The organism is Plastoroseomonas arctica, from assembly GCF_018128965.1.
Lineage (GTDB): Bacteria > Pseudomonadota > Alphaproteobacteria > Acetobacterales > Acetobacteraceae > Plastoroseomonas > Plastoroseomonas arctica.
Genome location: NZ_JAAEDH010000024.1, coordinates 1 through 13,918 on the forward strand (window position 1 = coordinate 1; position 13,918 = coordinate 13,918).

At 67.2% G+C, this 13,918-nt stretch carries 7 protein-coding genes and 1 tRNA gene; 5 read left to right on the forward strand and 3 right to left on the reverse strand.

The features are described 5' to 3' along the window. Positions 1-2,793, forward strand: a 2,793-nt coding sequence (locus tag GXW79_RS17895) for a hypothetical protein (protein ID WP_211875813.1), incomplete at its 5' end; no start/stop codon positions are given. Between the two features lie 149 nt (positions 2,794-2,942). After that, positions 2,943-6,017, forward strand: coding sequence for a CHAT domain-containing tetratricopeptide repeat protein (locus tag GXW79_RS17900; protein ID WP_211875814.1), 3,075 nt, complete (start codon positions 2,943-2,945; stop codon positions 6,015-6,017). 658 nt (positions 6,018-6,675) lie between these two features. Here the strand turns inward: GXW79_RS17900 and GXW79_RS17905 are convergent. Further along, on the reverse strand, positions 6,676-8,004 hold the full coding sequence (locus GXW79_RS17905; protein WP_211875815.1) for a tyrosine-type recombinase/integrase: 1,329 nt from the start codon (positions 8,002-8,004) through the stop codon (positions 6,676-6,678). Positions 8,005-8,153: 149 nt separating this feature from the next. Here GXW79_RS17905 and GXW79_RS17910 point away from each other — a divergent pair. The 3 genes from GXW79_RS17910 (at position 8,154) to GXW79_RS17920 (ending at position 11,998) form a co-directional block, all read left to right on the forward strand. Beyond that, positions 8,154-8,228, forward strand: a tRNA-Thr gene (locus GXW79_RS17910). Positions 8,229-8,344: 116 nt separating this feature from the next. Then, positions 8,345-8,686, forward strand: coding sequence for a hypothetical protein (locus tag GXW79_RS17915; RefSeq protein ID WP_211875816.1), 342 nt, complete (start codon positions 8,345-8,347; stop codon positions 8,684-8,686). Positions 8,687-8,695: 9 nt separating this feature from the next. Beyond that, entirely contained in the window at positions 8,696-11,998 is a 3,303-nt protein-coding gene (locus GXW79_RS17920) for a DUF4132 domain-containing protein (RefSeq protein WP_211875817.1), read from the forward strand. 127 nt (positions 11,999-12,125) lie between these two features. On the opposite strand, the gene GXW79_RS17925 is transcribed toward GXW79_RS17920, so the two are convergent. Next, positions 12,126-12,752: a 3-keto-disaccharide hydrolase gene (locus tag GXW79_RS17925; protein ID WP_211875818.1), complete on the reverse strand. Its 627-nt coding sequence runs from the start codon at positions 12,750-12,752 to the stop codon at positions 12,126-12,128. Positions 12,753-12,840: 88 nt separating this feature from the next. Beyond that, complete coding sequence (locus tag GXW79_RS17930; protein WP_211875819.1) at positions 12,841-13,803, reverse strand: Bug family tripartite tricarboxylate transporter substrate binding protein; 963 nt, start codon at positions 13,801-13,803, stop codon at positions 12,841-12,843. Positions 13,804-13,918 lie beyond the last annotated feature (115 nt).

Genomic DNA, 13,918 nt, shown 5'->3' on the forward strand with positions numbered 1-13,918 from the left:
ACCGGAGGCAGCGGCGAGCCCGGGGGGGGGCCGGGGTCCGCGCGCCGCACCGCGCAGGGCTTCGCCTTGGCCGCCGCGGCCTTCTCCGGCACGGCGGCGCAGGAATCGCCGCTGGCCGCGCCGGGGCTGAACAGCCTGGCGACCAACCTCGACGGCAGCTCGCAATTCGGCGCACCACCCAGCGCCGACCAGCAGGTCGGCGCGCAGGAGCCGCAGACGCCGGTCGTCGGCATGGAGGAACGGCGAAGCCTCTCGACCGGGCGGGTGCGGCGTATCAACCCCGAGTTCTCCGGCGCCCGCACGGCGGCCAATCCGACCGGGCGGCGCGCCGATGCCGGCACCCTCGCCGGCGGCGGCCCGGGCGGCGACATCCCTGCCGCGCGCTTCCGCAACCTGACGCAGACCGCATTGCCGCAGGGCGCGGGCGCGTCCTTCTACGACGCGGTCGCGAATGTCTTCGTCGTCAACCTGCAGCTGCTCGGCACCGGTGGCGGCGACAGCAACGTGCCACTGCAACCCAATCCGCAGAATACCGTGCGCTTCAGCGTCAGCGACACGGTAGCGCCCTCGGTCAGCCGCGACGTTCGCAATTTCGTCGTGCGCGACACCACCAACGGCGAACTGCTGCGCGACGCCAACGGCCAGCCGCGGCGCTTCCGCTTCGAGGCGTCGAACGTCTTGGCCGATGTCGCGAACGGCCAGTTGCTGCGCGACGCGCTGGGCAACCCGCTGGTGTTCGACTTCGCCGACAACGGCACGCGCACCAGCGACAGCCTCCGCGCCGTGCCGGTCACCGCCGCACACCGCGCGGGCTCAGTGCTCGAGGTTCCGACGCGGCCGCCCGGCGTGCGGACCGCGGCACCGCAGGGCGAGGTTTTCGCGCTCGCCGGCGGCAACGGCCTCGCCGCGACGCGCGGCTCGCCGCTGCCCTCGGCGTCGGATCCCGTCGTCAACACCAACGCGACGGGCGGCCCAAATCCGGGAATCGTCCAGACGCGGGTTGAGCCAACCAGCACCTCGACGCCCGAGTTCGAGACGCGGATCACGACGGTCGCCCCGGGCGTGCAGCTCGTGTTCATCATCGACAAGGTCACCGAGGGTTCCGAGGCCATCACCCGCGAGCGCGGCATCCTGCCGGGCGAACGCTTCATCGTGGCCGGTGGCCAGCCGATCGCCACTCCCGCCGATGGCAGGCTGCCCGGCGCCGGCCCGGCCGGCCTCACGCCTGGCACGGTGGTGCGCTACGCGATCTCCGACGGGCTGAACCCGCTCGGTCCGGACGGCCAGCCCAACATCAACCGGCCCGGCGGCTGGCGCGCCGATGCCGGATCCACCATCGCCGCCCAGTTCTTGACGCCCGACGCGGCCTTCGGCCGGCCCCGCGCCTTCTCCACCTACAACGCCTTCCGTCCGGAGGAGAGCTTCGTCCCCGAAGCCACGCGCGGCGACACCCACCTGCTGGTCGTCGCCGGCGAGGGCAACCGCCACCCCGCGATGCGCCTGGACCTTCAGGTGGCGCCGGACGGGCGGAGCAGCGCCGGCATCACGGTGGGCGGGCTACTCGTCCTGCCCGATGGCGGCGGCCTGGCGCTGAGTGCTGCGACGGTCGGCTCGGCCCGGCTCGGTCCCGGCGGCAGCCTGGCGGTCCGAGGCACCACCGGCTCCCTGGCCACCGCGGGCGACGCCTATTCCGGCCACCTGCTACCCAACACCGATCCGAGCATCGTCGCGGCCGGCGGCGGCGCGATCGGCCACTTCCTAGTGGGAGAAACCGATCCCCGGCTGGGCCGTCCCAACGCGCCGGCGGTGCGGCCGGGATCGGTGACGCCGGTCGGCGGTGGTGGGACGACGCCCTACGGCTTCACCCGGCTGGCCACCGGCGTCGGCCCCGTGGATGGGCCCGGCCGCACCGAGGACGGACGCACGCTGCAAGGTTTCGCCGCCGGCATCGCGGAGGTGCCGCTGGGCAATGGTCAGCTCGGTTACCATGCGGTGACCGGCGACGATCCGACCGCGGTCGCCGTCACACGCGGCGCCGGCGCCAGCGAGTTCGTCGCCTCGATCCGGACCGCGCCGGCGGCAGTGGGCGAGCTTGCCTCGGACCCGCTGGCGGCGCCGGCGGGCACCGGCGCCGCCACGCCGCGCACGCTGCGCTTCGGCGGGAACGGCCCGACCGGCGCACCCACCAGCGCCTTCGCCTCCGACGCGACCTTTGCCGCGGTAATCCCGGGACAGGCAGCGATGGCCAGCGTGGATGCGGACACCCGCGCCGGGATCGCCGGCGGCGGCGTAATGCCGCCGAGCAACGCCCATCTTGCCTGGGGGTTGTTCCTTGGGGACCTAGTCCCGCAGGCCGACGGTGCCAGCACGCGGGAGTATGTGGGCATGGGCTTCTGGGTCGCCGGGCGGCTGGTCGAACCATCCGTGCTATCCACCCTGACCGGCACGGCGAGCTATACCGGCGGCATGATCGGAACGGCGGTGGGGCCCGGCCGTGTGGCCACGGTGGTGGGAAACTTCCAGCAGAGCTGGGATTTCGCCCGTCGCGCAGGCGGCTTCAGCGCTCAGTTCGACGGCGCCGCCTACACGGCCGGCCTCGCGATGCCAGGTGGCTCCGCGGTGTTTGCCGGCAGCGGCACGACGGGCGACCGGACGCTGGCGGTGCGTGGCGGGTTCTTCAATGCCGGGCCGATCGCCAATGGCACGCCCGGCGCGGTGGGCGGCGTATTTGGCATCCGCTCCACCGGTCCTTATGGCGCGAACGGGGTGTTTGTGGGGACCCCGCGCCCTTGATGGAGAGGCCGGGCGAGACTCTGCAGGCGGCGAGATGCGGCTTACCCGCCGGGTGGAGCGGCCGCCGGCTTTCCTGGTGGAGGAGCATCCTGGGCCGGGCCGCTCTGCCGTGGCGCCTCGGTATCGCGCCCCTTACCTTGCGCGCGGCCTTGGTCGTACTGGTGCTTGGCGCAGCACCGGCCCCGGCCCAGTCGCCGCCCGACGCGGCGGCCGCCCTGGCAACAGCGCGCGCGACCGCCGCCGCAGGCGATCCCGCGGCCGCCGAGCGTTCGCTTTCCGACGTGTTCGCCCGCGCCGGCCAGCGCATCGCGCCGCAGGACCTCGCCGTGCTGCGACTTGAGGCGGCGCGACTTGCTACCGATCCGGCCCGCGCAAGAGCGCATCTACACGAGGCGGAGCGCCTGCTGCCAGCCTTTCGGACGGAGCCAATTCTCGGTGCCAGGCTTCGCCGGGAACTCGCTCGCCTGCACGAGCAGCACGGTAGCTTCCCACGTGCCGAGCAGTTGCTGTCGCTGGCCCTTCCCGCCTTGGAGCGCGTCGACATTGCGGCGGCGGCCGACGCCGCTGGTGCCTTGGGGAGAGCGCGGCTCGAGCTTGTCCAGCTCGACAGCGCCGCCGCGGCGTTCGAACGCAGCGTGGCCCTCCTGGCGTCGCTGCCGGGGAGCATGCCGAGAGACGAAGCGATCGTCGCAGCGCTCATAAACCTTTCGACCGCGTGGATCGAGGCGGGGAATATGTCCGCGGCGCGTGCTGCCGTGGGTCGGGCGCAATCCGCGGCGGAAGCGGCGCCGCTCATGCGGCGCCAGGTCGACTACGCGCGCGGCCATCTCCTGCTGCGTGACGGCAATCCGGCGGCCGCGGAGACTGTGCTCGTGCAGGCCGTCCAGGCTGCTGGTCCCGGCGATGTGGTTGCCGGCCATGCCCTGCTGTTGCTCACGACGTCACGCTTCGAGCGCGGCCGCTTGCCTGAAGCGGCCGAGGCAGGCTTGGCGGCTCTCGCCATCTACGCGGCTTCGTTGGGGGAAGCGCATCCCGCCTATGCCAGAGTTCTGCATAGCCTCGGCAGCATCCATGCGGAACTTGGCGATCTGGTCGCCGCCGAGCGCTTCCTCTCACGCGCCGCAGGCATTCTGGAACACGCGCTCGGCCCGACATCGTCCCAGTTCCACTCAACCCAGCTTGAGCGCTCCTGGATCGCCGTGCAGAACGGTCATCTTGACCTCGCGGAGCAGCGCGCACAGGCGGCTCTGAGAGCGTTCCGCGTTGCGCCGCCGCCCGACAGCCGTCTGCAAGGCTTGGCGTATGTCCTGCAAGGACTGGTTCAGGAAAAGAGGAGCCAGCTCGTACAGGCGACCGCATCCTACCGCTATGCGCAGGTACAGGTCGCCGCCGCGCGTGGCGTGAACTCCCCGGACCTTGGCTTTTCGCTGGTCCGACTGGGCCGCTTGCTGACCAGGACCGGCGAGTATGTCGAGGCGGCAGGGGCGCTGGAGCGTGCCATCGGCATCTATGGCGGATTGGGTGACACCGGGACGGTACGCTACGCGGACGCCATCACCGCGCGCGCCGAGCTTCGCCTGAAAGCCGGTGACCGCAGCGGGTCTCTTGAAGATATCCGGCGTGGAATGGCCACGCTGCGGGGCCGCATCGCTGCTGTGGAGGATGCGGGGTCAGGATCCTCAGAAATGCAGCGCAGAGGCGCTCGGGAGATCTTTGGAGCGCAGGCGCGCATCCTTATCGACGTCCATGGTGCCGACGCGCCCGCGTCGTCCGAGGCGTTCTTGGCAACGCAGGAAGCCCTGACAACGCGGGCAGGCGAGGCCTTGCGGCGTGCAGCCGGCCGTCGTGCCAGCGGAAGCGGCGACCTCGCCCGGCTCCTCAGGGAGCGGGAAGAAACACGAGACGCCTGGCGGCAAGCCAACGCCATCATTCTGGCCGCGGCCAATCGTGCCGGAGGTGCGCCCGCAGGCGAGATGAACCGCCTCATCGCCCATCGCGACGCACTGCGCGGTGCCATGACGACGCAGCACCGGGTGCTTGCCCGGCAGTTTCCCGACTATGCACGTTTCCTGGAGCAGCGCCCGGCCACACTGGCCGCGACGCAAGCCAGCCTGTCGGCCGACGAAGTTCTGCTGATGCCAGCCGTGTTCGCCGATTACGTCCTGCTTTGGACAATCACCCGCTCCTCCGCCAGGGCCGTCGTGATCGACGTCGCGCGGAGCTGGCTGATGCAGCAGGCACGTTTGCTGCGAGACGGCGTCGATCTCGCCCGCAATCCACCCGTTGAGTTCAGCATTCGCGCGGCACGCGACCTTTATGACATCCTCATCCACCCGGCCCTCCGCGATCTGGAGCGGAGCATCGATCAGCTTCTGATCGTTCCCGATAGCCCATTCCAGTCGATGTCGCCGCACCTTCTGCTCGGACCTGGCAATCGCTGGCTGGTCCAGGATTTTGCCGTCACCGTGACGCCGTCGGTGGGCTCGCTGGTGGAGGCCAGGGCCGCAAACCGGACGTCGTCAACGGCACCAATGGCCTTCTTGGGCGTTGGCAATCCTCAGACGAGCCTTTACGCGACGCCTAGTCAGCTTGCCTCCCGAGGCTCACATCCCGACCTGCGCAACGCGTTGAGCAACCTGTCGCTGCTTCCAGGCTCGGCCGACGAGCTGCGCGCAATGGCCAGAACCTTTGGCGAGCCGCAGAGCACCATCCTGCTAGAGGCTCAGGCAACGGAACGCGGGTTCATCGCGGCCATTCCCAGGCGGTTCCGCACCATCGCTTTCGCCACACACGCGCTCATGGCGGGCGAGTTGCCGCTGTTGACCGAGCCGGCCATCGTCCTGACCCCTGCAGACGAGGATATCCCCTACGAGGGCCTGCTGACCGCGTCCGACGTTGCCGCCCTAGAGCTCGATGCAGATTTGATCATCCTGTCGGCCTGCAACACAGCCGCGCCGGAGTCAGGTGCCTATGCGGACGCACTCTCTGGTCTTGCGCGCGCCTTCCTGCACGCGGGAGCGAGAAACCTCCTGGTGAGTCATTGGGCTGTCGACGATCGCGCGACCATCCAATTGACCACCTTGTTTGTTCAAGAGCTTCGCGCCTTACCTGGACGCCCAATTGCAGGTGCGCTGCGTGCTGCAATTCTGACGATGATGAATGATCAGGCTCAAGTCTTTCGCCATCCCGCCTTTTGGGCACCGTTCATTGTGGTCGGAAGCTAACTTCAAACAGGAGGCTGATCAGTAACCAGGAGGAGTCGCGGGCATCTGCGGCGCCTGATACACGAACATGATCTTCAGCCCAAGCGACCGTCAATTACGTACCATGAACCGCTACGGGATGTCCGGACGCGATCTCATCATTGCAGCAAGCTTTTGAGGGGAAGAAAGTCCCTGACGATTAGCGCGCAGAGTCCCTCGAGTTTCTCGCGTAAATCCGGGGCAAAGCTTCGGACAAGGGATCCTCAAAAACTATCCTCAAATCCCTGGGAAGCAGCCTCAAGGGCCGTTTGGATATATCGGATCGATCTCAAGCATGGTCGAGAAGGCTTTGCCGATCATTGCGGGATCGTAGCGCCCAAAGCCAATGCCAATGAGTGACGGTTCTTCCGACGATCAGCAGCTACCAGTTCCATTCGCAGAACGACTAAGCATGGATGCGGTTCGATGGAGGAGCGGCTGCGGGTGGCATCCGCCTAACCGCACCCATACCCCGTTTCTTCGAAACTCGATTTTGCCGACGGAGAATCTAGTCGGCGGCAAGTTGCAGTTCAGTGATGATCTAATTTGCGGTCAGCCCGGCATTCGGAGTGGGATCGAACACGGATAGGGATTGCCTCTCGGGCAACCGTTCTTGCGACTGCGCCACACCACCGCACGATTATTTCATATTGCCATCCGCACTAGCGCCCTCGCCGCATCGCAGGACATGCGCTCCCCAGGCTTCCAGCGCCGCCTTGCGCTCGGCAAGGAACTCGGCGCGTTGGTAGATTGCCGCCACGCCGCCAATGCTGCCGGTAACGTGGTTGAGCAGCCTGTCGGCAACATGTGGCGGGAAGCCTGCGCCGGCCAGCCAAGTAACCGCAGATCGGCGAAAGTCATGAAATCGCCAACCTAACGCAATACAGTTGCCGCCTCTCTTGTGTTTTTTGGACCGCGGCGGAAGGTCTGCGGCAGCTTCCTGCGCCATCCCGGCATCGACTTTGGTCTTTGCTCGGCTGAACCCGCTCGGGGGGGTGGCGCCAGTCGTGCTGAAAACCAGCTCTTGCCCTTCCACGCGCCGCACCGCGCCAAGAAGCAAGCGGGCGGGCTGCGACAAGTGCACGACATGTGCCTTGGCATTCTTTGTCCGTGCAGACGGCACGGTCCATGTGGCGAGATCCAGGGCAAGTTCTGACCAGCGCAAGCCCGCCACTTCCTCGCGCCGTTGGGCGGTCAGTAGCAGCAGCTTCGTGATCGTTCCGAAGGGCTCGCCCAGGGTGCCAGCAGCGCGCCACACGGCACCGATTTCCGTATCTGTCAGCACGCGGTCACGGGCAGGAGCGCCCCGCTCGATGCTCGGAAGTCCGGCAAATGGATTGAGCGTGAGGCGGCGGCGCTTGAGCGCCCAGCTATAGCATGCCCGGCCATAGGCCATTGTTCGTGCTGCCATTGGGGGGTGGCCCGCAGCCACCTGGCGATCAAGGATCGCCGTCACCGCCTCATGCGTGAGGGCAGCCGCAGGCTTTGCTAAATGGGCAGCGAACGCGTGACGCAGCGCCCTCTCGGCCTCCGTTGAGTAGCGCACACGACGGCTGGCAAGGTGCAGCTTCATCCAGTCATCGATGAGGCCTTCGAGCGTAAAGCGGGCAGTTTCTTTCGCAGCTGCTGCCGCAACGCGTGACGCTTCATCCGCTGCCTTCGCCGACGCACGCTCGGCAGCCGGATTGATCCCTTGTGCGACTCGCCCCAAGCGAGCCTGTGCGGCGCCCCGTGCCTGCTCAAGCGTGATCGCCCCCCACAGTCCCAGCGGGACACGTTGCTTCCGCCCCGTCGCCTTGTCGGTCCACTGGACGAGAAAGACCCGCTCGATCCCGGCTGTCACCCCATCGCCCCGGGTTCGATAGGCTCGTACCCCAAGGCCTCGTGTGACGGTGTCGAAAGTCAGCCGATCTTTGGAGGAGCCTTCGGGCTTGAAGCTGTCAATGAAACGTTCGGTCAGCTTGGGCACCCGCATAATCCTCTCGATTTCGAACCTCCAGCGGACCCGTAGCGGACCCGTTAGGCGGGTCCGCTTTGGGTACTCATGGCGTCCCGCAGGAGCTGCTTACCTTTCGAAAGCCGAAAATAACAAGGATAATAGGAGGTTCTGGCGCAAGGTGCGTAGCTGCGCGCATTGATCGCAACTGATTCGTAATCAGTAGGTCCGGGGTTCAATTCCCCGAGTCGGCACCAGTGCGCCATTGCCGCGCCGCGAAAGCCATTCACAACGCGCGCGCAACAACGCTAGTATAGCGACAATCCAAACAGGCAAGTCGGCCATGATCCCCATTACACTCCATGATCAGGTCATGGCGCGCGCCGCTGAGCCCGGCCCCACGCTGTCTTTCGCCGCAGGCGTGCCAATCACCCTCGAAGACCTAATCCGCGAGCGGGTGACGCTGGAATGGGAGGACCGCGCGGATCAGGCCGCGGCCGCGGGGCGCCCACTGGTCCATTACCCCTACGACGCTGCCCGCCACGGTCTAAGGACGCTGGAGGACGCCATCGCCCTCGCGCTGGACGGGTTCCACCGCAACGCGTTTTTCGTCACCGTCGATGACCGCCAGGTCACCGCGCTGGACGCCCCCATCACGCTGACGCCTGCGACGATGATCACCTTCATCCGGCTGGTGCCGCTGGTCAGCGGCTGAACCAGGGCGATGAGCGACTTCCTGCGCAAGCTGTTCGGTCTCCAGCAGCCGATGCCCCCGGCACCTGCGCCGGAATCTTGGACCGCCGCCCAGTCAGCGTTCCGGACCCTCATCGACCAAGCCGCCGCCTGGCGCGCAGCTCAGCCCGCCTCGCGGCAGCCGGATCGGAGGCCTCAAAACAATGCTCCATATCCCTCTCCCCAATACAGGGTCCTTTACGAGGAAAGCATTGATGCGGCCGTGATCGCCTCGTCCGATGCACAGCGCCTGGACCTTCTGCGGTGCTGCGATCTTACCGTTTCCATCGATGCTCTGGTCAGCTTGTCCGAGTCTGAGCGCTTGGAATTGCTCCCCTATGATTCATTCCCCCACCCCAGCACGCACCTGTTGCGCAGTCTGGTATTCGAGGCACTTTGCAAGCATTTCTCCGATACCTGCCCGGAAGCGGCCGCCGCCTATTTCACCGCCCTATCCGGGCGGGAGCGGCATCAGGGCCGAGCAATTTCGGGATTTCATCGGGTCTGCAGGACGATGGAGCGCGGCGATCCCGAGGCCTACGCCAATCATGCGCCGCTCAGGCGGGCCTGGGAGGTCTTTCGAGCCAATCAGCCGCATGGGCTTCACGACAACGCGCTGGTCGCGGCTGAACTGGAAGCGCGAGCGTCCAGCCTCATTGGCATCGATCCGCCACGGGGTTTTCGAAATCCGGTCTCCGGCACGACCGGTCTGGTCTCAATCGAGGATTTTCAACTCATCCGTGCCTATGTCGAGGCGACAGAGAGTTTCGCGTCGGAAGCCAAGCAGTGGTGCGATAAGGCTCGTGCTGTCGATAACGCTTGCTTTCGCGACGCGGCACTACGGTGGACGATCGCCAATAGCGTGCAGGTACCGCTGTATCCAGACGGGTGCCTGGACGATTTTCCCTTGTTTAGGGCGGTTCCGCTTCGCGCGGCAGCCAGCATTCGCCCATCCCCGCCAGCATGGATGCTGGAGGCCGCCGCGATCTATCGCCGTGCCGAAACTTCGGAGAGGGGTTGGGCTGAACCGTGCTTGGCCCATGCAGCCTGGTATCCACATTCAAGCTGGATTCACGTCTGGGTGGACCGTCCCTGGTTATTGGAAAGTCGCGCCCTCGCTGAGAAACTCCTCCCCAATCCCCCTTTCGATTGGGCTGATAAGGAAGTTGTCAAACACGAGGCCCTCAGGCGCTGCGCCGACGGAACCTTGATTGCCTTACTGTCAAAGGCCCGCTCGTCCACGCCGTCGAAAACATGGCTGAACGCTGCCTCGGCCTTGCTGGGTTCGGCCGAGTGCGCCTCTGTTGTTGCGACGTGTGCCGAGTGGATCAAGACGTTCAACACATCTCTTCTCCCAATTTCGGAGGCTGTTGCCTTTCGCTGCGTGCAGTACTATCGCGACTATGAGCGTCGTGCGCTGAAAGAGATCGCGTTGTTCGGGGGATCGACAGACGCCGCCATCGTCAATGCGGTCATGATCCGGAACCCGTTCTCGCGCCCCGCGCGATATGGACACGTTGACCCCAACCTTCTGTCCACCGAAAATGACACCATCCTGCGCGGCATCATCTGGCTGAAGTCGCTCGACGCATCCAGTGTCGAGTTCATTCTCGAAGTCGCTCTCGCCTCGCTGGTTCGCATCGTGCACCCCGAGGGCGGCTTCCAATACCGCTCGCTGATCGGCGTGAACGCCTGCATCTGGGCGCTCGGCCGCATCGCGACGCCGGAGGCCGTTACCGCGCTCGGCCGCATCCGCCGCCGCGTCCGCGACGAGCGCATTTCCAAACTACTCGCCAAGGCCATGGCCGAGGCCGCTATCCAGGCCGGCCTCACCATCGAGGCGCTGGAGGAGATCGCCACCCCTAGCCATGGGCTGGATGCCGCCGGCACCATCACCCAAAACCTCGCCGGCGGGATCACCGCCACCCTCGCCATCACCAGCAGCACCGAAGCCGCCGTCACGCTGACCGGGCCGACCGGCAAGCCGCTCAAATCGACACCGGTCGCGGTCAAGTCGGACGCGGACAGCGCCGCCACCCTCAAATCCCTCAAGGCGACCGCCACTGAAATCGCCCAGACGCTGCCCTCCCACCGCCTGCGTCTCGAGCGCAGCTGGATCACCGGCACCAGTTGGACCGGGCGCGAGTTCCGCGAACGCTACCTCGAACACCCGCTGCTCAACTGGCTCGCCGCACGTCTCGTCTGGCGGCTTGCGCCGGCCGATGGTGGCCCCGCCCGCACCCTTTTCCTCCGCGATGGCCAAACCCCCATCGCCGCCGATGACCGCTCGCTTCCGGCGATCGAGGAGGGCGACACCCTGACCTTCTGGCACCCACTGACACCCGCCGAGCCCGACGCGGTCACCGACTGGCGCGACTTCCTCATCCGCCACGGCATCACCCAGCCGATCAAGCAGGCGCATCGCGAGACCTACCCCCTCACCCCGGCCGAGGCCGCCACCGGCACCTATTCCAACCGCTTCGCCGGCCACATCATCCGCCAGGCACAATCCAACGCGCTCGCGCGCTTGCGCGGCTGGTCCGCCCGATCGCGCATCTGGGCCGATGTGCGCAATGACGAGCCGACGCACATCAAGATTCCCGCCCATGGGCTCGCCGCCGAATTCTGGACCGAGGGCGCCGGCGGCGATGACCCGGAGGTGACGGATGCCCAGGCCTATCTGTTCCTGAAGACCGACCGAATCCGCTTCCGTCGCCTCGCCGATGCCGGCGATTGGCGCCGCGATGGCGGCCGCCACCTGACCCTGCAGGACGAGACCATCCCGGTCGCCGACATCCCGCCGGTGGTCTTTTCCGAGGTGATGCGCGACGCCGACCTCTTCGTGGGCGTCGCCTCCATCGGCCACGACCCGAACTGGCTGGACGCGGGCGCCCATGCCCATCATCCCGACCAGTGGCGGCGTCAGGCCGGGGATCGCTACTGGCAGGATTTCAACACCGGCGCTCTCAGCGAGAGCGCCCGGTCACGCCGCGAATTCCTGCAGATGCTGGTGCCGAAGCTCGCCATCGCGGCATGCTGCGCCTTCGATGACCGCCACCTGTTCGTCCAGGGCAAGCGCGCGCGCTATGCGATCCATCTGGGCTCGGGGAATGTCTTCATCGAGCCCGAGCACCGCTATCTTTGCATCGTCCCCGACATGAAGTCAGGCGCGCCGAACATCTTGCTTCCGTTCGAGGGCGATCGCCTGCTGTCAGCCATCCTCTCGAAGGTCTTTCTTCTGGCCAATGACACGGCCATCAAGGATGCGGGGATCCTTGCGCAAATCGGGCGGTGAGGAGGGGCGTCGCACCGTCCAATCCCCGCCCGTCCGAGCCATTCGATTCACGACCTCGGCCGGTGATCCCTCAATCGCGGCCTGACCTGCGGGCCTAGTGAGTTCTCACACCGTGCCGGCGCACCACTCACCCCACGCGGATATCCACCTTCCTAAACCGCACCACCCCGCGGTCATTTACCGCACCCCCCGGCCCCGGAACCCCCAGCCCGTGCTGCAACGCGATCCGCCCCGTCGCGAACTGCGCATTCCGCACGCCATCGGCCGTCTTCTGCCCGTTCAGCACCACAGTGAAGACATCGCCTGCCGCGGTGATCTCGTAGAGGTTCCATCGCCCGCTCGCCCGCGGCATGGGATCGACGGCGGCGACATCCACGATCGCGCCGGTGCCGTAGCGCTGCTCCGGCCGCTCATCCCAGATGTTCACCTCATAGGCATTCGCCGTGCCGATCGTCGTGGGGTTGGTGCAGCGGATGAAGATGCCGCTGTTGGCGGTGGTGTCCACGTAGAACTCGGCGCGCAGGTGGAAGTCGCGGTAGTCGCGCTGGGTCACCAGGAAGCCGTTGCCGCGGTCGGCGACGAAGGCGCCATCCTCCACCCGCCAGTTCGCATCGCCGACGCGGTCCCAGCCGGTGAAATCGCGGCCGTTGAACAAGGGCGTCAGGCCCTCGGCCTGGGCAAGCGCCCTGTTGCCCCCCGCGGCAAGCCCGGCCGTCGCGGCCAACAGCGGCACCAAGGTCCTACGTTTCATCATGGCATTCCTCCCGATGTCTTCTTGTTGTCCAACCAGCCTACAGAGGTTGACCGGATCGGTTCAACGCCGGCCTGCCTTGCCGGCGCACTCACTCCACCTCGATCCCCCCGGCCCGCGCGATCGCCGTGAAATCCGCCTGCTCCGCCCGCATGAAGGCCAGGCTCTCGCTCGGCGTCGTCACCCGCGGTGCCGCCCCCAGCTCCCGGATGCGCGCCACGATCATTTCCTCGCCCAGCACCTGGTTCACCGCCGCGTTCAGCCGGCCGATCACCTCCGCCGGTACCCCCTTGGGGGCCATGAAGGCGTACCAGGCGACGAATTCGCGCGGGTCCAGCCCCAGCTCCACCATCGAGGGCACGTCGGGCAGCCGCGCCGACCGCTCCCGCGCCGTCACCGCCAGCGCCCGGAACCGGCCGCCCGCGATGTGCCCGTACCCGGCGCCGAGGCTGTCCAGCATGATCGGCACCTGCCCCGCGATCACGTCCATCTGAGCCTGCGGCGTGGAGCGGTACGGAACCGCGGGGATGACCAGCCCGTGCCGGCGCTTGAAATCCTCGACGACCAGGTGGTTGATGCTGCCCGAGCTCGGCAGCGCATAGCGCCATTGCTCCGGCGCGGCGCGGGCGGCGGCCATCAGCTCGGCCATGGTGTGGAACGGCACGCCAGGGTTCACCACCCACACCAGCGGCGAGGTCACGGCCACTGCCACGGCGGCGAGTTCCTCCACCGGGTTCAGCGGCATGTTGCGGTAGATGGCCGTGTTGATGGTCAGCGCACCGACATGGGCGAACATGATGGTGTGGCCATCGGCGGGGCTGCGCTGCACCTCCGCCATGCCGATATTGCCGTTCGCGCCGGGCCGGTTGTCCACCACCACCGGCTGGCCGAGGAGTTCCGCCAGGCGCGGGGCCATGATGCGGGCATAGGTGTCGTAGCCACCGGCGGCACTCGGCACCACGCAGCGGATGGCGCGGCTGGGAAAGGCGCGGGTCTGGGCGGCGGCCGGCGCGGCGGCGAGCAGCCCAAGCGTGGCGCGACGGGTGAGGCCCATGATCGTTCCCTCTTGCTTTTTCCGCATCGAAGCAGGGATGCGGGGGCGAGGGAACCGGCGAATGCGCGCCGGCGCTTGACGCGGCACCCGGGCGGCGCTCGGCTGCGCGCCCGTC